16 protein-coding genes are annotated in these 19,565 nt (G+C 72.7%); 1 reads left to right on the forward strand and 15 read right to left on the reverse strand.

Annotated features, from left to right (window positions below):
* Positions 1 to 47: 47 nt before the first annotated feature.
* Genes mnhG through ACXJKF_RS10725 form a run of 6 tightly spaced genes read right to left on the reverse strand, consistent with a single transcriptional unit; the run spans position 48 to position 6,537 of the window.
* Entirely contained in the window at positions 48 to 449 is a 402-nt protein-coding gene (gene mnhG / locus ACXJKF_RS10700) for a monovalent cation/H(+) antiporter subunit G (RefSeq protein ID WP_456787696.1), read from the reverse strand.
* Entirely contained in the window at positions 446 to 859 is a 414-nt protein-coding gene (locus ACXJKF_RS10705; RefSeq protein ID WP_456787697.1) for a monovalent cation/H+ antiporter complex subunit F, read from the reverse strand. Before ACXJKF_RS10705 ends, mnhG begins: the two co-directional genes overlap by 4 nt.
* The gene (locus tag ACXJKF_RS10710) at positions 856 to 1,407 is read right to left on the reverse strand and encodes a Na+/H+ antiporter subunit E (RefSeq protein ID WP_456787698.1); all 552 of its coding nucleotides are present in this window, start codon (positions 1,405 to 1,407) and stop codon (positions 856 to 858) included. Before ACXJKF_RS10710 ends, ACXJKF_RS10705 begins: the two co-directional genes overlap by 4 nt.
* The gene (locus tag ACXJKF_RS10715) at positions 1,404 to 2,948 is read right to left on the reverse strand and encodes a Na+/H+ antiporter subunit D (RefSeq protein ID WP_456787699.1); all 1,545 of its coding nucleotides are present in this window, start codon (positions 2,946 to 2,948) and stop codon (positions 1,404 to 1,406) included. The genes ACXJKF_RS10710 and ACXJKF_RS10715 overlap by 4 nt, the downstream gene beginning before the upstream one ends.
* The gene (locus tag ACXJKF_RS10720; protein WP_456787700.1) at positions 2,945 to 3,430 is read right to left on the reverse strand and encodes a Na(+)/H(+) antiporter subunit C; all 486 of its coding nucleotides are present in this window, start codon (positions 3,428 to 3,430) and stop codon (positions 2,945 to 2,947) included. The genes ACXJKF_RS10715 and ACXJKF_RS10720 overlap by 4 nt, the downstream gene beginning before the upstream one ends.
* Positions 3,431 to 3,435: 5 nt before the next feature.
* Positions 3,436 to 6,537: a Na+/H+ antiporter subunit A gene (locus ACXJKF_RS10725; RefSeq protein ID WP_456787701.1), complete on the reverse strand. Its 3,102-nt coding sequence runs from the start codon at positions 6,535 to 6,537 to the stop codon at positions 3,436 to 3,438.
* A gap of 327 nt (positions 6,538 to 6,864) precedes the next feature.
* Between ACXJKF_RS10725 and ACXJKF_RS10730 the strand changes: the two genes are divergently transcribed.
* On the forward strand, positions 6,865 to 8,937 hold the full coding sequence (locus tag ACXJKF_RS10730) for a (Fe-S)-binding protein (protein ID WP_456787702.1): 2,073 nt from the start codon (positions 6,865 to 6,867) through the stop codon (positions 8,935 to 8,937).
* 60 nt (positions 8,938 to 8,997) lie between these two features.
* Here ACXJKF_RS10730 and ACXJKF_RS10735 read toward each other — a convergent pair whose 3' ends face one another.
* From ACXJKF_RS10735 to ACXJKF_RS10775, 9 genes are all read right to left on the reverse strand, one after another.
* On the reverse strand, positions 8,998 to 10,353 hold the full coding sequence (locus ACXJKF_RS10735; protein ID WP_456787703.1) for a hypothetical protein: 1,356 nt from the start codon (positions 10,351 to 10,353) through the stop codon (positions 8,998 to 9,000).
* Positions 10,350 to 10,898: an RNA polymerase sigma factor gene (locus tag ACXJKF_RS10740; RefSeq protein WP_456787704.1), complete on the reverse strand. Its 549-nt coding sequence runs from the start codon at positions 10,896 to 10,898 to the stop codon at positions 10,350 to 10,352. Before ACXJKF_RS10740 ends, ACXJKF_RS10735 begins: the two co-directional genes overlap by 4 nt.
* A gap of 151 nt (positions 10,899 to 11,049) precedes the next feature.
* Positions 11,050 to 11,829, reverse strand: a complete 780-nt coding sequence (locus tag ACXJKF_RS10745) for a siderophore-interacting protein (protein WP_456787705.1) — start codon at positions 11,827 to 11,829, stop codon at positions 11,050 to 11,052.
* Positions 11,826 to 12,392 carry a GNAT family N-acetyltransferase gene (locus ACXJKF_RS10750; protein WP_456787706.1) on the reverse strand — a complete coding sequence of 189 codons (567 nt, stop codon included), beginning with the start codon at positions 12,390 to 12,392 and terminating at the stop codon, positions 11,826 to 11,828. The genes ACXJKF_RS10745 and ACXJKF_RS10750 overlap by 4 nt, the downstream gene beginning before the upstream one ends.
* The gene (locus ACXJKF_RS10755; protein WP_456787707.1) at positions 12,389 to 14,434 is read right to left on the reverse strand and encodes a penicillin acylase family protein; all 2,046 of its coding nucleotides are present in this window, start codon (positions 14,432 to 14,434) and stop codon (positions 12,389 to 12,391) included. The genes ACXJKF_RS10750 and ACXJKF_RS10755 overlap by 4 nt, the downstream gene beginning before the upstream one ends.
* A complete protein-coding gene (locus ACXJKF_RS10760) occupies positions 14,431 to 16,185 on the reverse strand; it encodes an IucA/IucC family protein (RefSeq protein WP_456787708.1) in 1,755 nt (584 codons plus the stop codon). The genes ACXJKF_RS10755 and ACXJKF_RS10760 overlap by 4 nt, the downstream gene beginning before the upstream one ends.
* Entirely contained in the window at positions 16,182 to 16,721 is a 540-nt protein-coding gene (locus ACXJKF_RS10765; RefSeq protein WP_456787709.1) for a GNAT family N-acetyltransferase, read from the reverse strand. The genes ACXJKF_RS10760 and ACXJKF_RS10765 overlap by 4 nt, the downstream gene beginning before the upstream one ends.
* Positions 16,718 to 17,983, reverse strand: coding sequence for a lysine N(6)-hydroxylase/L-ornithine N(5)-oxygenase family protein (locus ACXJKF_RS10770; RefSeq protein ID WP_456787710.1), 1,266 nt, complete (start codon positions 17,981 to 17,983; stop codon positions 16,718 to 16,720). The genes ACXJKF_RS10765 and ACXJKF_RS10770 overlap by 4 nt, the downstream gene beginning before the upstream one ends.
* Positions 17,980 to 19,446 (reverse strand): pyridoxal phosphate-dependent decarboxylase family protein, encoded by a 1,467-nt coding sequence (locus ACXJKF_RS10775; RefSeq protein WP_456787711.1) that lies wholly within the window; start codon positions 19,444 to 19,446, stop codon positions 17,980 to 17,982. Before ACXJKF_RS10775 ends, ACXJKF_RS10770 begins: the two co-directional genes overlap by 4 nt.
* Positions 19,447 to 19,565 lie beyond the last annotated feature (119 nt).

Genomic DNA, 19,565 nt, shown 5'->3' on the forward strand with positions numbered 1-19,565 from the left:
TCCTCCTCCTCGCCCTCGGTCTCGCGGGTCGGCGTCGGGTCGACGCCTCAGTCTCGGGGGTCGTCGTCCTCGGCGCGACCATGGTCCCGCACCTGCGCGCGCTCCTGGTCCTTGGTCAGCTCGTCGACCACCAGGAGGTCGCTGCGGACCTTGCCCGTCCGGTAGCCGGCCCGTCCGACCATGTGCGCCGCCACGGGTGCGGTGAGCATCTGGAACACCGCGACGAGCACCAGAGCCCACACCGCCCCGCCGGACCGCAGCCGCAGCGCGAGGCCGATGAGCACGAGCGCGAGGCCGAGGACCTGCGGCTTGGTGCCCGCGTGCATGCGTGCGAGCAGGTCCGGGAAGCGCAGCACGCCGACGCCGGCGGCGAACGCGAGGAAGGCGCCGCCCAGCAGGCACACGGCGGAGGCCACGTCGGCGACCGTCGTCCACTGGTCCTGGGTCATCCTCGGACCTCCCCCTCGGCGCCGCCGCCGTGGTGCTCGTCGTACCCCTCACGACGGCCCGTGCGACGCGCGCCCTCGGCCTCGTCCTCGGCGTCCATGCGCTCGGCCTCCTGGGCGGCGATCTCCTCCCGGGTGCGCACGCGGCCCTCGCCCTCCGGCTCGACCGCCGCGAACCGCGCGATGGTCACGGACCCGACGAAGCCGACGAGCGACAGCACCACGAGGACGGGGACGACGTCGGTGCGGCGCTCGACGGCGGCGTACAGCGCGACGGCCACGATCATCGACGTCACCACGATGTCGAGCGCGACGGTCCGGTCGAGCATCGACGGACCCTTCTCCGCGCGGATGATCGCCAGCACCGCCCCGACGGTGAGCAGGATCCCGCAGACCCAGATGACGACGGTCATGTGCGCACCCCCAGCCCGGCCGCGGCCAGCTCCTCGTCCGACGCGAACGCCCGCAGCACCCGCTCCTCCTGGTCCAGCACCGCCTGGCGGGCCGCCTCGATGCCGCCGCTCTGCCGCACGTCGAGCACGTGCAGGTACAGCATCCCGGTGAGCCGGTGCGCCTCGACCACGAGCGAGCCCGGCACCAGCGAGGACAGCTCCGCGGTCAGCGTCAGGTACAGGTCGGAGTGGCTGCGCAGCTGCACGCCGATCACCGCGCCGTGCGGCACGTACCGGGGCCGGAGCGCGATGAGGCTGACCTCGAAGGACGCCTTCACCAGGTCGACGGCGAACCGGCCGGACAGCCGCAGGAAGCCCAGCGGACGGAACCGCCCGTGGAAGTCGATGGGTGCCATCCGCAGCCCGGTGGTCACGGCGAGCGCGATCACGAGGCCGGACAGCACGTTGCCGACGGACAGGTCCCCCCACAGGAAGACCCACACGACGGTCAGCCAGACGACCGTCGCCCACTGGGTGCGCCACCGGTGCCGGCGCGGGTGCAGGCTCATGGCTGCTCCTCCGCCACGTCGTCGGAGACGCCCTGGCCGCGCTCGCCGTCGGGCAGCACGGCGTCGACGTACGGGGTGCGCTCGGTCAGCGAGACGGCCGCGCGCTCGGTGTAGGCGTACAGCGGGCCGGCCGCGACGGTGAGCAGCAGGCCGACGGAGATGAGCGCGGCGGTCGGCGCGACCATCCCGAACGGCAGGCGCACCGGCGGGCGGGGCTCCTCGGGGGTCTGCCAGAACGCCTTGTTCCACGCCTTGACCAGCGCGTACAGCGTCAGCAACGAGGTCAGCACCGACCCGACCACCAGCACGTACGCCAGCGGGGTGCCCAGCTGTACACCCGCTTCGAGGAGGCCCACCTTGCCCAGGAACCCGGACAGCGGCGGGATCCCGGCCAGGTTCATGGCGGGCACGAAGAAGAGGATCGCGAGCAGGGGGGTCAGCTTGGCCAGACCGCCCAGCTTGGTCAGGGACGTCGACCCGCCCGCACGCTCGACCAGGCCCACCACCAGGAACAGCGCGGTCTGCACGGTGATGTGGTGGGCCACGTAGTAGATGGCGGCGGTGTAGCCGAGGTTCGTGGCCATGGCGATGCCGAACACCATGAACCCGATGTGGCTGACCAGGGTGAAGGACAGGAGTCGCTTGATGTCGTCCTGCGCGACGGCGCCGAGGATCCCGATCACCATCGTCGCCAGCGCCGCCCACATCAGGGCGTCGTCCAGCCGCCCGCCGGGGAACAGCAGCGTCTGCGTGCGGATGATCGCGTACACGCCGACCTTGGTCAGCAGGCCCGCGAACACCGCCGTCACGGGTGCGGGGGCGGTCGGGTAGGAGTCCGGGAGCCACGCGGACAGCGGGAAGATGGCCGCCTTGATGGCGAACGCGAGCAGGAGCAGCACCTGCAGGACGAGGCTGACGCCGGGGTCGATCTCGGGCAGGCGGATGGCCAGCTGCGCCAGGTTCACGGTGCCCGTGGCCGCGTAGATCATCGCGATCGCGACCAGGAACAGCACCGAGGACAGCAGCGCGACGACGATGTAGATGGTCCCCGCGCGGATGCGCTCACCGGTGCCGCCGAGCGTGATGAGCACGTAGCTGGCGGCCAGCAGGATCTCGAAGCCGACGTAGAGGTTGAACAGGTCGCCGGACAGGAACGCGTTGGCGACACCCGCGGTCAGCACCAGGTACGTCGGGTGGTAGATCGAGACCGGCGCGGACTCCTCGTCGTCCTCACCACCCTGCGCGAGCGAGTAGAGCAGGACGCAGAGGGTGACCGCGCTGGAGATCGTGAGCATGAGCGCGGACAGCCGGTCCGCCACCAGGTCGATGCCGACGGGAGCCGCCCAGCCACCGACGTCCACGACGAGCGGGCCGTCGTCGGCGAGCACGAGCAGCGCGAGGCTGGCGACGAGCACGAGCGCGAGGGCCACCACGGTGACGAACCGCTGCACGTTCGGCCGGCGGTAGAGCGCGAGCGCGAGGCCCGCGGCGGACAGCGGGATGACGACGGGGAGCGGGACGAGCCACGTGTAGTCGTTCACGGGCGCACCTCCCGGGCGTGCGCCGGTGCACCTTCGTCGGTCTCGTCGCGCGCTTCCGCCGCTTCCTCGTCGAGCGTCTCGGCCGCGACCTCCGTGTCCAGGTCGGCGAACGCGCGCTCGTCGACCGCCGCGAGGTGCGCGATGCGGCGGTCCTCGACGTCGTCCTGCACCTCGTCGTGCCGGTGCAGCTGCCACGATCGGTAGGCCAGGGCCAGGAGGAACGCGGTCATGCCGAGCGTGATGACGATGGCGGTCAGCACCATCGCCTGCGGGAGCGGGTCGCTCATCTGCCCCTCGGGCTCCGCGCCGACGATGGGGGGTCGCCCCGCCGCGCCGCCCGCCACGAGGAACAGCAGGTTCGCGCCGTTGCCGATGAGGATGACGCCGATCAGCACCCGCGAGAGGCTGCGCTCGAGCAGCAGGTAGACGCCCGCGGCGAACAGCACGCCGATGGTGACGACGAGGACGATGTTCGGGCTCATGTCGATCACGGCTCGCCCCCGTCCCCGCCGACCGGTTTCGCGGTGGCGCCGACCTGCGCGGGGACCTCCCCCTCGGCGTCACCGCCCACCGCGTCGCCGCTCACCGGGTCCTCGCCCGTCTCCGCGCGACGGTCGATCTCCGCCCCGAGACTGCGCAGGATGTCGAGCACCAGGCCGACGACCACCAGGTAGACCCCGACGTCGAAGAACAGGGACGTGACCAGGTGGACGTCGCCGATCACGGGGATGTGCAGGTCGATGATCCAGGACTGCAGCACCTCGCCACCGGCCAGCAGCGCGAGCAGGCCGACACCGGCGGACAGGAACAGCCCGAGACCGAGCAGCAGACCCGGCTGCACCGGAGCCGCCTCGCCCAGCTCGTACCGACCACCCGCGAGGTACCGCACGATGAGCGCGATGCCCGTCACCAGGCCCGCCGCGAACCCGCCACCGGGGGCGTTGTGCCCGCTGAACAGCAGGAACACCGAGTAGACGATCATCGTGTGGAACAGCAGCCGGACGACGACCTCGAAGATCACCGACCGCCGCTGCGGCGCGAGCGTCCGTCCGGCCTGCAGCCACTCCCGGCCGCGTGACGCGCTCGACGGCACCGCGGACTCGTCGCGGTCGGCCACCATCCCGCCCGCGTCGACCGCGGCGTCGTCGCCGCCCGGACGCCGCAGCGCCGCCATCGGGTCCGGTACGCCGCCCCAGACGGCACGCTCGGTGCGGGCCTCGTCGGCCCGGTAGATCGCCCCCGCGCGGCGCGAGAGGAAGACCAGCGACGCGACGCCCGTCGCCGCCACCAGCAGCACCGAGATCTCGCCCATGGTGTCCCACGCGCGGATGTCGACCAGGGTCACGTTCACGATGTTCTTGCCGCCCCCGAAGCTGTACGCCTCCTCCGCGAAGTCCTTCGACACCGGCAGGTGCACGCGCGCGCCGGGCGCGACCAGCGCGATCCCGGCAACGGTCAGCCCGACCGCGAGCCCGAGCGCGAGGCGCACCCACCGGCTGGCGGCGAGCGGACGGTCGGAGAAGTACGGGGGCAGCCGGCGCAGCACCAGCACGAAGACGACCAGCGTCACGGTCTCGACCAGCACCTGCGTGAGGGCCAGGTCCGGGGCACCGTGCAGCAGGAACAGACCGGCGACGGAGTAGCCGCCGATGCCCAGCAGGATGACGGCCTTGAGCCGCCGCCGGGCGCGGGTGACCAGCAGCGCCGACGCGATCACACCCGCCGCGAACACGAGCTGTGCGGGCGTGTCCCACCACCGGACCTGCGACGGGAACACTGTGCTGCCCAGCGCGGTGCCGCCGACCGCCACGACGAACACGACGAGGATCAGGCCGAGGTACAGGGGCAGCGAACCGCGCTGGGTGACCGCGGTGACGTCGGCCGCCACGTCGTCGAGCCGCCGCATGAAGCGCCGGTACACCCGGTCCGCCTCCGGCCCGTGGTACGCGGCGGTCTGCCAGCGCTCGACGCGGTCGCGGATCGCGAACAGCAGCGCGCCGCTGAGCAGGATCGCGAGCGTGAGGACGAACGTCGGCGTGAACCCGGCCCACAGGACCAGGTGCCCGGGCTCGCCCTCGGGGTAGGTGTCCGCGTACGGCGCCAGCAGGTGCTCGCCCAGCTGCGGCAGCAGCGCGACGGCCAGCCCGAGGACCGCGAGGATCATCGCCGGCCACACCAGCAGCAGCGACGGGTGCGTGATGGGGGCGGGCTCGGCCTTGTCGTGGGAGGCCTCGTGGATGGAGGTGCCCGGGGCCGTCGACTCGCTGACCTCTTCCGGGACGACCGCGGGCTTCGTCGAGAACGCGCCCCACCACAGCCGCAGCCCGTAGGCGACCGTGAGCACCGACCCGACCGACACCGCGACCAGCACGATCATCCCGGCCGTCGTGTCGTCCAGGTGCCCGAGCGCCTCGAGCCCGGCCTCCTTGGCGACGTAGCCCGCGAACGGCGGCAGGCCGATCATCGACGCCGTCGCCAGCGCGCCCGCGAGCGCGGTCAGCTTGAGCTCGCGGCCGACCCCCGACAGCCGCCGCAGGTCACGCGTGCCGGTGGCGGCGTCGACCACGCCGACGACGAGGAACAGCGCCGCCTTGAACATCGCGTGCGCACCCAGCATCGCCAGGCCTGCGAGCGCGGTCGCCCTGGTGCCCAACCCCACCAGCAGCACGATCAGGCCGAGCTGGCTGACGGTGCCGAACGCGAGGATCAGCTTGAGGTCGTGCTGCCGCAGCGCCCGGTAGCCGCCGAGCAGCATGGTCCCGCAGCCGAGCACGACGATGATCCAGACCCACGTCGGGTCCGTCGAGTACGCCGGGGCGAACCGGGCGACCAGGTAGACACCGGCCTTCACCATGGCCGCCGCGTGCAGGTACGCGCTCACGGGCGTCGGTGCCGCCATCGCCGCGGGCAGCCAGAAGTGGAACGGGATGAGCGCCGACTTGGTCACCGCGCCGGCCAGCAGGCAGACGATCGCGACCGTGACCGCGGTGGTGCCCTGCGGGGGGTCCGCGATGACCTCGGACAGCAGGTAGGTGCCCGCCGCCTCGCCCAGCAGCACCAGGCCGACGAGCATCGCCAGACCACCCGCGGTCGTGATGACGATGGCCTGCATGGCGGCCCGCCGGCTCGCCTTGCGCTCCGCGTAGTGGCCGATGAGCAGGTACGACGTGACCGTCGTCAGCTCCCAGAACGTGAAGAGGAGCAGCAGGTCGTCGGCGGTGACCAGACCGAGCATCGCGCCGCTGAACGCGACGAACACGCCACCGAACCTGCCCAGCCCGGCCGCGCTCGTCTTGAAGTACGCCGAGCAGTAGATGAGCACCAGGGCACCGACTCCGCCGACGATCAGCGTCATCAGCCACGACAGCGTGTCCAGCCGGAACGTGAGGTTGAGGCCGAGGACCGGGATCCACTCGACGTTCTCGACCGGCCCGTTCCCGGACTGCACCCGCGACGTCCAGCTCAGCGCCCAGACGGCGGCCGCGGCGGGGGCGAGCGCCAGGACCCAGAACGCCTTGCGGCCCATCCAGCGGACCAGCACGGGCGCGACGACGGCTGCGGCCAGGTGAACGGCGAGCAGCAGAAGCACGTCCGGCTCCGTCCTGTAGGGCGGGTGGTCGGTCGGTCGGGGTCGTCAGGTTCTCGATGTCAGGCACAGGTGCAGGCACGCGTCAGGAGCCACACAGAACGCCCCCGCGATGCACTGAGATTTGGTCAAGACTCTACCAACCGAATTCCCACACCTCTTCCCACGGAGCCGGGAGCGGGGCGTCGGTCATGTCACGTCCGCACCGGGAATGCGACGAGCCGCACGGACGCACGGCTCCCGGGCCGGCTCGGCTGCTGCACCCGACGAGTTCGGCTGCGGGTGTCGAGTTCGGCGGGTGTGGGCGCCCGACGCCGCTAGCGTGGCGGCGTGAATGCGCTGCAGGTGGTGTGCCTGGTGATCGTGCTCGTCGCGACCGTGGTCGGGGTCGCGATCTTCGCGCGCGGTGCGCGCGAGATCGTGCGGACGGTGCGGGTCGGACGGGCGACCGGTGGGCGGTGGACGCCCGTCGGGCCCCGGCTGGCGACACTGACCCGGGAGGTGCTCGGGCACGGGCGGTTCCAGCACCGGCCCGTGGTCAAGGTGGCGCACTGGGTCGTGATGGTCTCGTTCGCGCTCCTGTTCCTCACCCTGGTCACGGGGTACGGACAGGTGGTCGACCCCGCGTTCGCGCTGCCCCTGATCGGGCACCTCCCGCCGCTGGAGTGGGCGATCGAGGCGATCGCGTGGCTGTCGCTGGTCGGCATCCTGGCGCTGATCACGCTGCGGATCCGGCTCGGCGCACGGGATCGGGGGTCCCGGTTCTTCGGGTCGAACCAGGCCCAGGCGTTCTTCGTCGAGGCGACCGTGCTCGCGGTGGTGCTGTGCGTGATCCTGCTGCGCGGGCTGGAGTACGCGCTGTACTCCGGGGACGCGTGGCACTTCCCGCTGACCGCCTGGTTCGGGGCGTCGTGGGTGGGGGTGGCGCCGGCGACGCTGGAGAACGCGATCGTCGTCGTCGCGACCGTGAAGATCGTCGTGTCGATGTCGTGGTTCGTCGTCGTCGGCCTGCAGCCCACGATGGGCGTCGCGTGGCACCGGTTCCTCGCCGTCGTCAACGTGTACGCGCGCCGCGACCCGCGCGGGGGCGTCGCCCTCGGTCCGCTGCAGCCGATGACTCTGGGTGGACAGCCCGTCGACCTCGCGGCGCTGGAGGACCTTCCCGACGACGCCCGCCTCGGGGTCGGCGCCATCGAGGACTTCACGTGGAAGGGGCTGCTCGACTTCTCCACGTGCACCGAGTGCGGCCGCTGCCAGGACCAGTGCCCCGCGTGGGCGACGGGCAAGCCGCTGTCCCCGAAGCTGGTCACGCTGGCGCTGCGGGACCACGCCGCCGCGACGGCCCCGTATCTCCAGGCGGGCTCTCATCAAGGCCTCGACCTGCTGGGCACCGGCGTCATCGACCCCGACGCCCTCTGGGCCTGCACGATGTGCGGCGCGTGCGTGCAGCAGTGCCCCGTCGACATCGAGCACGTCGACGCGATCGTCGACATGCGGCGGTACCAGGTGCTCATGGAGTCGGCGTTCCCCAAGGAGCTGGGCGGCACGTTCACCAAGCTGGAGCGGCAGGGCAACCCGTGGGGCCTGCCGGCGCGCAACCGGCTGAACTGGGCGAAGGGCCTCGAGTTCGACGTGCCCGTGGTCGGGGTCGACGTCGAGTCGGCGGCCGAGGTCGAGTACCTGTTCTGGGTGGGCTGCGCAGGCGCGTACGAGGACCGCGCGATCCGCACGACGAAGGCCGTCGCGGAGCTGCTGCACACCGCAGGGGTCAGCTTCGCGGTGCTGGGCGACGGCGAGTCCTGCACCGGTGACCCCGCCCGACGGGCCGGCAACGAGCTCCTGTTCCAGATGCTCGCGAGCGGCAACGTCGAGATGCTCAACGAGGTCGGCGCGCAGCGGATCGTCGTGACCTGCGCCCACTGCTTCAACACCATCTCCCGCGAGTACCCGCAGCTGGGCGGCCGGTACGAGGTGGTCCACCACACCGAGCTGCTGAACACCCTCGTCGCGGACGGCCGGCTGACGCTCCTCGAGAAGACCGACGAGCGCACCGTGACCTACCACGACCCCTGCTACCTGGGCCGGCACAACCAGGTCTACTCGCCGCCGCGGGACCTGCTCGGCGCGATCCCCGGCGTCCAGGTCACGGAGATGCCGCGCAACCGCGAGCAGTCGTTCTGCTGCGGCGGGGGCGGCGCACGCGTGTGGATGGAGGAGTCGATCGGCACCCGCATCGGCACCGCCCGGGCGGAGGAAGCCATCGCGACGGGGGCGGACGTCGTCGCGACGGCCTGCCCGTTCTGCACGGTCATGCTGACGGACGGGGTCGCCGCGTCGCAGACGGTGGGCGTGCCCGAGGTCACCGACATCGCCCTGCTCCTCCTCGACCGGGTGCGCGAGTGACCGACCCGCGCAGAGCCTCCAGGACGCCCTCTCCCGGCTCGGGCACGACGTCGACGCGGTCTACGGTGCCGGAGCCAACAGGCCCGGGGTGACCCTCAGCTCCGCGTAGTACGCAGGATCACCGGTGACCACCGTGCGCGTCGTGCCGAGCACCGGGTCGATCGCGACGAGCGACGCCGTGGCGGGCGCTGCCTCTGTCGAGGGCGGTCGGGACGTCGCCACGATCTCGGACCCGCGCACGCCCTGGATCTCCAGCCCGGGCGGCCCGCCCGTGCTCAGCGCCACGACGCCGTCGTCCGTGATCTCCCACCACGACGCCGCGCTCTCGCTCTCGCCGGGTTCGATGGTCCCGGCGACGAGCCGGTCCCCGACGCGCCACACCCCACCGAGGTACCCCTGCGCGGGCAGACCGACGACCTGTCGGGGGTCGCCCCCGTCGACAGGGACGAGCCAGACCTCCGTGCCCGTGCCGTCCACGTCGAACGGCGTCCCGCCCGCGGCCGTGCACACCATCAGCAGCAGCGTGTCGTCGACCCACATCCGCGCTCGGCACGCGTCGCGGCGGTCGGGATAGGGGACGGGGAGCGTGCTCGGCGTGAACCCGTCCGTCGCGATCGCTCGGGGGCCGGCGGCGTCGTTCACGACGATCTGGGACCGGTCGGGGCTCTGGACCCACCCCGCCGCGCCGGACGGGGTGCCGACCGGCACGCTGGCCCCACGGACCACACCGTCGGGCCCGACCCTGCTCAACCGACCCTCGGGCTCGCCCCACGCGGTCACCAGGAGGTCGGAGGTGCCGTCGCCGACGAACTGCGCGCTGCCGCCGGCGTCCAGTGCCGGGCCGGTGTCACCCGTCACCAGGTCGATCACGTGCGCGAACCCGTCCGGGCCGACCGCAGCCACCAGCGAGCTCCCCGGGAGCCAGTCCATGAGGTGCCAGCCGTCGAGGACGCCCGGGGGGACGACGAAGGGCTGCCCCTCCGGGCTGACCAGGTAGTTGGTCTCCGGCACGAGGGTGGTCCCGTCCTTGTTCACGGCGATGTAGGCGAACATCGTCCAGCCGTCGCCAGTGGTGTCCAGCATCCCCGGCACCAGGGGCTGGGCGTCGCGGAGTGCCCAGGTCGTGGTCGCCGTCGTCGTGGGGATCGGCGTCGAGGTGCTCGTCGACGTGCTGGTCGGGGCCGGGAGCGCGGGCGGCGCCGGGGTGCGGCTCCCGGAGAGCAGGGTGCCGACGACGACACCGCCCACGACGGCCACCGCGGTGAGCGCGACGGACCCGGCGCGCACGGCACGACGCCGAGAGACCCTACGGGCGAGCGAGCCGGACTCGACGGTCCGGTCGGGTGCGTTGGCGTCGGCCGCGAGCCGCTGCGCCTCGGCGAAGCCGCGCAGGGCCGCCGTGATGTCGTCGCTCATCGTGCGCTCCTTCCCAGGTCGGTGACGCGCACGGACTCGAAGTCGTCCGCGGCGTCGGAGGCGGGCACCTGCAGGGTGGTACGGAGCTTGGCGGCCCCGTCGGAGAGGTAGCGCTTCACGGAGCCCTCGGAGATGTGCAGTGCAGCAGCGATCTCGGCGACGGGCAGGTCGTCGAAGTACCGCAGCACGACGCAGGCGCGCTCCCGCGGCGTCAGGCCGCGCAGAGCAGCGCCGACGTCCGCCGACGCGGTCGCCGCACTGTCCGCTCCCGGCACTGTCGGCACGTCGTCGACCAGGTGCGCCTTGCCGCGTGCCGTGCGGCGGGACCGCGCCTGGTCGAGGAACACCGTCCGGATCGCCTGCCGCACGTAGCCCTCGGCGGCGTGGATCTCCGTGACCGCACGGGGGCGCGCGAACGTGCGCACGATCGCGTCGTGCACCAGGTCCTCCGCGTCACGCCGGTCGACGACGAACAGGCACGCGTAGGCGACCAGCGCCGAGCGTCGTTCCCGGACCATGTCGTCCAGGACCCCTCTCCAGTGCATCGCCCACCTCCGTCGCCTCGACCCTGCTCCTGACACCACAACGCGCAGGTGCAGAAGAACGTTGGGCCATCGGGGCCGATGCGAAGACGGCCGTCACCCGGACGGCGTAGTCAGAAGACTTCGTCCTACCGGGCGCGACGAAGGCTTCGGGCTAGGCCTTGCCGGCCTTCCAGTAGCCGCAGAACGTGACGTTGCCCTTCGGGACGCCACGCTCGCCGACCAGGTACCGGCGCGCGCCCGTGGCGATCTTCGACTCCCCGACGGCGAACGCGTACGGCGTGCCGGGCAGCCACTCGATCTCCCGGAGCCGCTCCAGCGCCGTGCCGCCGGCCCCCCGCGGGACCCAGTGCAGGGTCATCCCCGCGGGCGCGTCGACCTCCTGCGCGTCCTCGGCGTCGATGAGCTCGACGATCGCGTGCCCGACCGCGTCGCGCGGCATGTCCCGCAGGATGCCGAGGACGGCCGGCAGCCCGGACTCGTCGGCGACCAGCAGCGACCAGTCCGCCGGGACGGGCGCCCAGCCGCAGCCCTGGTCGATGAACGCGACCTCGGCGCCCCGCTCGACGGACTCCGCCCAGGGCCCCGCCACGCCGGCGGTGCCGTGGCAGACGAAGTCGACGTCGAGCTCCAGCTCGTCGCGCCGGAACGCCCGCACCGTGTAGTTGCGGATGACGGGCCGCGTCGACTTCGGCAGCACCAGGTAGCGCAGGTACGCACGGGTGTCGAACTTGTCGGGGAGGTTGTCGAAGCGCGCGTGGTCGTCGACCGGGACGGCGAGCCGGAACCACTGGTCGAACCCGCGGTAGTCGAACCGCCGGAGGTCCTCGCCGGTCAGCGTCACACGGACCATGTGCGGGGTGACGCGCTCGGTGCGGGCGACGTGCGCGTGCACCAGGCCGCTGGGGGCGTGCGTGACGGTGATGCTGCTCATCGGGTCTCCAGGGTGAGGAACGCGAGCTGGGCGCGCTTGTGCGGCAGCTCGATGACGGGTCCGGCGACGAAGCCGGTGCGGGTCATGCGGGCGAGGGCGCGGTCGTTGCGGACGTCGGGCTCGGCGACGACCCGCCGGGCACCGGGCAGGTCGCGCAGGAAGCCGACGATCGTGTCGAACAGCCGGGTCGAGGACCCCGGCCGGACGCGCGCCCCGACGAGCAGGTGGATGCCGACGTCGCCCGGCTGCACGTCGTAGCACTCGCCGAGCGGGTCGTCCGCGGGGTCGTACACCTGCAGGAGCGCGACGGGTTCGCCGTCGCGGCGGACCAGGTAGGCGTGGTGCGTCGGCAGGCTGTCGACGAAGGCGTACGTGTCCCGCAGCTCGTCGCGGCTCAGCTCCGCGAGGCCCCAGAACCCTGTCCCGGGCGCTGTCACCCAGCCGTGGATCGTGTCGAGGTCCCCCTCGGGGTCGAGGACCGTGGTCGTGATCCGCCCGAGGCCGTCGGCGAACCGCTCGTCCACGACGGCTCCGCGCGCACCGACGGGCAGGGCGACGCTCACCGGGACTCCTCCTCGAGCAGGTCCCAGTCGGTGACGATCTCGACGGTCTGCGCCGACGCCCACGCCGCCAGCTGGTCGGTGGCGTGCGGGCTCGCCGGGTCGCCCGACGCGCCGAACGGCACCCCCCACCGGCTGCGTCGGCGGTCGCCGAGGTCCCACACCCACCGCGCCACCGAGCCCCGCCACGACCGGTCGCTGACCCCCGGCACGCTCGCGGTGCAGCGGACGCAGTCGGTGTCGCCGGACAGCGGGACCGGGTCGACGACGGGACCGGGGTAGCCGAGCAGGGTCGGGACCGGCTGAAGGCGATGGCGGTCGCCCCACTGCACATCCGGGGCGGCCACTGCCCGTTCAAGAGCGACGCGCGCGACGGCCACGCCGTCGATCCCGGTCGTCGCGGCGCCCAGCAGCCGCGGCAGCGCGTCGGCGACCCGTGGTCCGACAGTCAGCCAGGGGTCGAGCAGAGCACCGCGACCGTGCGGGGCGTGCAGGGGCGCCAGCGCCGGATGCTCCACGAGGGCGAGGGCCACCTCGGTCCGCCAGGCGGCGAACGCCCCCGCGTCGGCGCTGTCGGCATCCATGTGCCGGTCCCACGCGAGCAGCCGGTCGCGCAGCGCCGAGGCCCCCGGCGACAGGTCGTCGGTCCGACGTACCCAGCCGAGCAGCTCGTCGGCACTGCCCAGCAGGGTGTCGCCGTGGATCGCCGCCATGTCCGCGGGCCCGGACGTGCCGCCCGCGTCGAGCAGGTCCCGGATCCGTCGTGCCCGGTACGGCGCCACATAGGCGCGGCCGAGGTCCCGCCCGGGGTCCGTGGGCCGCTCGTTGGCGTCGACGGCCACGTCGCTGACCCGCGTGGGCTCCGCCAGCCGGTGCCACGGCGCCGGTCGGGCGGCCGGCGACCAGGCGTCGTGCGGCAGCCGACGGTCGGGCGACGACCGGGTCACGACGAGCCCGGCGTCGAGGCTGAGCACCGTCTCGGTGTCAGCCGTGAGCACCCGGTTCACCGGGTCCACCCACCCCCGCAGGGCGTCGACCACGTCCGCGGCCGTGCGGGACCGGAGCAGCGGGAGCAGGCACGAGAACCCGACGTCGGACGCGACGCGGGCGGGGAACCGGATGCTGAACCCGTCGACGACCACCGGACCGCGCTCGGTCTCGACCACGTCGACGTCGACGTCGGCGCCGCCGCGCACCCGGATCGTCTCGACGTGCCGCGCCACGGGCGCCCACCCGTCCGGCCCGAGCGCCGACAGGCCGTCCGGCGAGAGCCGCTCCCGGAACACCTCGACGTGGTGCGCGATCGCGTTGGTGATCCCCCACGCGGTCGACCCGGTGTGCCCGAAGTGCTGCACGCCCGGCACCCCCGGGAACGCGAGGCCGAGCACGTCGAACTCGTCGCACGCGAGCCTGACCTGCTGGTACACCCCGGGGACCTCGATCATCCGGTGCGGGTCACCCGCCAGCAGCGGCCTGCCGGAGGCCGTGCGCGACCCGTGCAGCGCCCACCCGTTCGATCCCGACGACGCGGTCTCGGCGGAGCTGAACAGGTCGATCGCGTCCTCGCCGAGCGTCAGCCGGACGTGCTCGTTCCACAGCAGCCGGGGGAACATCGAGAACAGCGCGTGGTTGACGAGCATGATCCCGAGGGGCGTCCAGGCGGGCCACGGCTCGTCCGGGACGGAGCCGAACCGCGCGTCGAGGGCGGCGCGCTCAGCCGGGACGGGTCGACGCTCCGTGGCGACCAGCTCCCTCTCCTCGTTCACGCCGTCGACGTAGGCGTCGACGAACGCGCGGTCCTCGTCGGCCAGCGCCGCGTACGCCTTCTGCGCGGTGTCCGCCAGGCGTGCCCGCCGCGCGAACCGGTCCCACTCGAGGCCGTCGGCCCCGACCCGCTCGGCGAGCCGCCCCTCGGCCCGCCACCGGTCGACCTCGATCTGCCAGCCGCGGTCGCGCGCGGTGACGCGCCCCTGCTCGCGAGCCAGCTCCAGAACATCGGACGCCCGGACGTGGGGCACGCCGAGGGAGTCGCGGAAGACGGTCATGCGATCGGGTTGGCGAGCGTGCCCGCGTAGATCAGCGACGACGACTGGTCGGCCAGGTCCACCATCTGCAGCGTGTTGCGCAGCTGCAGGCGGTTGAGGCACGAGTGCGCGAAGCGGTCGGCACGCAGGTCGACGGCGGTCTCCAGGCCGGGATGGTCGGCCGCGTGCTCGTCGACGCACTCGCGCACCAGCGCCCAGAACGCGTCCTGGGGCAGCACGCCGTCCGTGTCGAGGATCGCCGCGAGGTGCCGGAGCACGCCGTCGAAGACGTCGGTGAAGATGGCCAGCGCCTGCTCGTCGGCGGGAACCACCTGCCGGACGCGCGCGACGCTGTCCGGCAGCGAGCGGGCACCGAGCACGGCGACCTCCTCCCCGACGTCCTTCATGAGCACGCGCGAGACTGCGTGCCCGTCGAGCACCAGGATGAGGTTCTCGCCGTGCGGCATGAACGCCAGCTCGTGCACCAGCAGGCAGTGCACCAGCGGGCGCAGGTAGGCACGCAGATACCGGCGGACCCAGTCCTGCGGCGCCAGCCCCGACGCCCGCACGCAGGCCGTGACGAACGCGTCGCCGTCGGCGTCCCGGTGCAGCAGCGCGGCCATCGTCGCCAGGCGCTCGGTCGGCCCGACCAGCGGCACCGGGCTCTCCCGCCACAGGGCGGCGAGCATCTTGCGGTGTGCGCTGGGTGCCGGCGTCCGGTGGTAGACGTCCCCGGTGTAGCCGACGGACACCCGCTCCCGGAGCACCTGGAAGCCGCACGCGGCCAGCGTCGGGTCCTCGCTGACCAGCTCGAACACCCAGTCGTTGATGGCCGGCGTCGCCCGCATGTACGCCGGGGACAGGCCGCGCAGGAACCCCATGTTCTGGATGGCCAGCGCCACCTTGACGTAGTGCCGGTCGGGCCGCGTGGTGTTGAACAGCGTGCGGATCGACTGCTGCGCCGCGTAGTCGTCGTCGGCGTTCCCCAGCGGCACCAGGTCGCGACGCGCGACGTCGGGCGCGAACGTCACGGCGACCCGGTGCTCCCACTGCCACGGGTGCACGGGGAGGTAGCGGAAGTCGGCGGGGTCCTGACCTTCCGAGAGCAGGACGGCCTCGAACCGGTCGAGCGTCCGCGCTCCCAGCTCGTCGAGGTAGAAGGCGTCCTCGTCCAGACCGGACCCGAGCGCGAGGTGGCTGGCCGCCTTGCGCACCCCGAGCCACAGTGGGCGGATCGGCGCCCCGGCCTCGGGCGAGTACGCGGCGTGCTCGTCGACCCCGAAGCCGATCCGGCCGTTGTTGGCGACGAACGACGGGTGCCCCTCGGTCATCGCGCGCTCGACGGTCGGCAGGTCGGCGTGCAGGAGGTCGGTCGCCGACGGGCCGCCGTGGTGGACCTTGAACGCCGCGCTCGCCAGCGTCGACGACAGCTCCTCCAGGTACACCGCGAGCAGCGCGTCAGGGATCTGCAGCAGCGGCTGCAGCTCGAGGACCAGCGCCAGGGCGTCGAGCTCCGCGGGCGCACCCTCGACCGTCCGCGTCAGCGAGGCCTCGTCGATGGCCCAGTGCTCGAGCGCCAGCCGGCGGGCACGGAACCGGTAGTCGACGTCGGCGAGGGTCACGCGGAAGCCCGCACCGTCGGCGACAGGGGCGAGCAGGCGCTCGTGCGCGAACTCCGACAGCGCCTTGGTGACGAGGTGGCGGTGCGCGACGGCCATCGCGACAGGGTTGAGGTGCGGCGCGAGGGCCGGTCGGATGAGCAGCTCGGTCATCGTCGGCTCCCCGTGGTGACGCGTGCATGGAAGTCCTCGGGCGTGCACACCGCGAGCGAGGCGCGCTTGCCGGGCAGGTCGATCTCCCGCAGCACGCGGAACCCGACCTCCGCGTTCTTCGCCGCGACCCGCACGTTGCGCACGTCGGGCTCGACGACGACCCGCGTGGCCCGCAGCTCGTCGAAGCAGAACGCGACGGTCGCGCGCATCACGGCGGACGTCAGCCCGCGCACGGGTCGGCCGACCGGCGGGGACACCAGCAGGTGCATACCCAGGTCGCCGGTCCTCACCTCGGGGACACCGTCGAGGAGCACGGCCGTCGGGTCGTACGTCTCGACGAGGAACGTCGGCTCGTCGTCGACGAACCCGAGCCACGCGTCCTGCCGGGGGTCGGCCGCCACCGCGGCCAGGTAGGCGCGGACGTCGTCGAGCGACAGTCCGCCCAGCTGCCAGAACGCGGACGCGGGATGCGTGAACCAGGCGTGCACCAGGGGTGCGTACCGGTGCCGGTCGAGCGGGAGGATCGCGATGCTCATCGGACCGCCACCCCCGCCGGCACGCCGAACTCCTGGAACGCGATCCGCCGCTCGACGGGGTAGATCTCCCGGCCGGTGATCGACGCGAGGATCGACGAGTTCCGCCACGCCCCGAAGCCGAGGTCGGGGGCCGTGAGGCCGTGCGTGTGCTCCTCGGCGTTCTGCACGAACACGCGGCCACGCCCGCCGTCGACCGAGTAGTCGCGCGCCACCGCGAACCGCCCGGTGTCGTCCCAGTCGAGCAGGTGCCGGATGCCGAGCACGAAGTCGGGCACCTGCGCGGCGTAGCCGGTGGCCAGCACCAGCGCGTCCGTCCGCCGCTCGTAGACCTCGTCGAGCTGGGCGTGCCGCAGGGTCAGCGTGAACGCCGCACCGTCCCACGTCGCGCCCAGCAGCTCGGTGTCGGTGAGCAGGGTCGTCGGCACCGGTCCGTCGATGCTCAGCCGGTAGAGGGTGTCGAAGATGTCGTCGACCAGGTCCCCGCTGATGCCCTTGTAGAGCGACCGCTGCTCGCGTCCGAGCCGCGAGCGCACGTCCGCCGGGAGCGCGTGGAAGTGGTCGGTGTACTCCGGCGAGGTCAGCTCCAGGGTCAGCTTGGTGTACTCCATCGGGAAGAACCGCGGCGACCGCGTGACCCAGTCGAGCCGGTCGGTGGTGCCCAGCAGGTCCCGGTAGATCTCCGCGGCGGACTGCCCGCTGCCGACGACGGTCACGGACCCCGCGTCCCGCAGCGCGTCCCGGTGGGAGAGGTAGTCGGCGCTGTGCACCACGGGCCCGCCCACGGTCGACGGCTGCACCGGCTGCGTGCCGACGCCGAGCACCACGTGCCGGCCGCGGAACGTCTCGCCGCGGTCGGTGGTGACGACGTAGTGGTCGTCCTCCTGCTCCAGCCCGGTCACGCGGCGACCCCACCGCAGAGACGGCAGCTGTGCGGCGACCCACCGGCAGTACGCGTCGTACTCCGCGCGCAGCGGGTAGAAGCTCTCGCGGATGTAGAACGGGTAGAGCCGCCCGGTCGCCTTGAGGTGGTTGAGGAACGAGTACGGCGAGGTCGGGTCCGCCATCGACACCAGGTCCGCGAGGAACGGGACCTGGATCGTGGCGCCCTCGATCATCATCCCGGGGTGCCAGCGGAACTCGTCGGCCGCGTCGAGGAACACCGTGTCGAGGTCGTCCAGCGGGGCGCTCAGGGCGGCGAGCCCCAGGTTGAACGGTCCGATGCCGATGCCGACGACGTCGTGGACACTCTCGTGGACAGTCACCGCGCACCCACCTCCGCTGCAGTGACCAGGTCGTCGCCCTCGACCAGCGCCGCACCCGCGCCGCGGACCAGGTCGAGCACCGCGCGCACGTCGGCGAGCGTCGTCTCCGGGTTGAGCAGCGTGAGCTTGAGGCACGGCCGCCCGTCCACCACGGTCTTCGCGACGGCCGCGCGCCCCGACTCGAACAGCACCCGGCGCACCAGCGGCACCAGGCGGTCGGCCTGCGCGTCCGTGACGTCGACGGGCTGGTACCGGAACAAGACGGTGCTGAGCTCGGTGCGACCGACCAGCTCGAGGTCCACGTCGCGCTCGATCTCGTCGTGCACAGCCGCGGCCAGGTCGAGCACCGCGTCGAACATCTCCCCGATCCCGTCGGGACCCAGCGCGCGCAGCGTGGTCCACAGCTTGAGCGCGTCGAACCGGCGGGTCGTCTGCAGCGACTTGTCCACCTGGTTGGGCTCCTCGGCATCGGCCGGGTTGAGGTAGTCCGCGTGCCAGGTGACGTGCCGCAGTTCGTCCGGCCGGGACACCAGCACCGCGCTCGACGACACCGGCTGGAAGAAGCTCTTGTGGAAGTCGACCGTGACCGAGCGGGCGCGCTCGATGCCGTCCAGCAGATGCCGCCGCGTCGGCGAGACCAGCAGCCCGCACCCGTAGGCGGCGTCGACGTGCAGCCACACGCCCGCGCGGTCGCACTCGTCCGCGATCAGGGCCAGCGGGTCGAGGCAGCCGCGGTCGGTCGTCCCGGCGGTCGCGACGACGCACATGGCCACCCGGTCGATCGCCGCGAGCGTGTCCAGCGCCCCCGCCAGCGCGGCGGGGTCCATCCGGCCGCGGGCGTCCGTCCGCACGAGCAGGACGGCGTCGTCACCGAGCCCCAGCAGGCGCGCGGACTTCTGCACGCTGAAGTGGCTGGACGCGGTGGCGACGATGACGAGCCGACGCACGACGTCCGCGCGGCTCTGCGCAGGACGGCTCGCGACTGCCGCCTCCCGCGCCAGCTGCAGCGCCTGCAGGTTCGACTGCGTGCCGCCCGACGTGAACACCCCGTCCCCGGCGGCGAACCCGATCCGCCCGCACGTCCAGTCGACGAGCTTGCGCTCCATCAGGGTGCCGATCGTCGACTGGTCGTAGGTGTCGAGCGACGGGTTCACCGCCGCGATGATCGCCTCGGCGACGACCGCCGGCACCGCCACCGGGCAGTTGAGGTGGGCCGCGTAGGCCGGGTGGTGGAACCAGACCGCGTGCTCGCCCACGAGGTCGTCGGCCTCCCGGAGCGCCGAGCGCGTGCCCAGACCGTCGGCGTCGAGGTCGACCGCGTCGACCAGCTGCTGGAGCTGCGCGCGGCTGGCGCCCGAGAACGGTTGCGAGGTGTCGCGCAGCCGGCCGGCGAGCCGGTCGACGGTCTCGCGCATCGCCTCCACGTAGCGGTCGGCGGACGTGGCGGAGAGCAGCTGGTGCACGCGGAGAGCCCCTTGTCGGCGAAAGACGATCGCGATCTTAGGTGATCCTAAGTAAGCATCGCCTAACGTAGCGGAATCCGGACATCCGTCAACCTGCGGTCCACCAGTAGGCGTTCATC

Source organism: Cellulomonas sp. P5_C5, assembly GCF_054049655.1.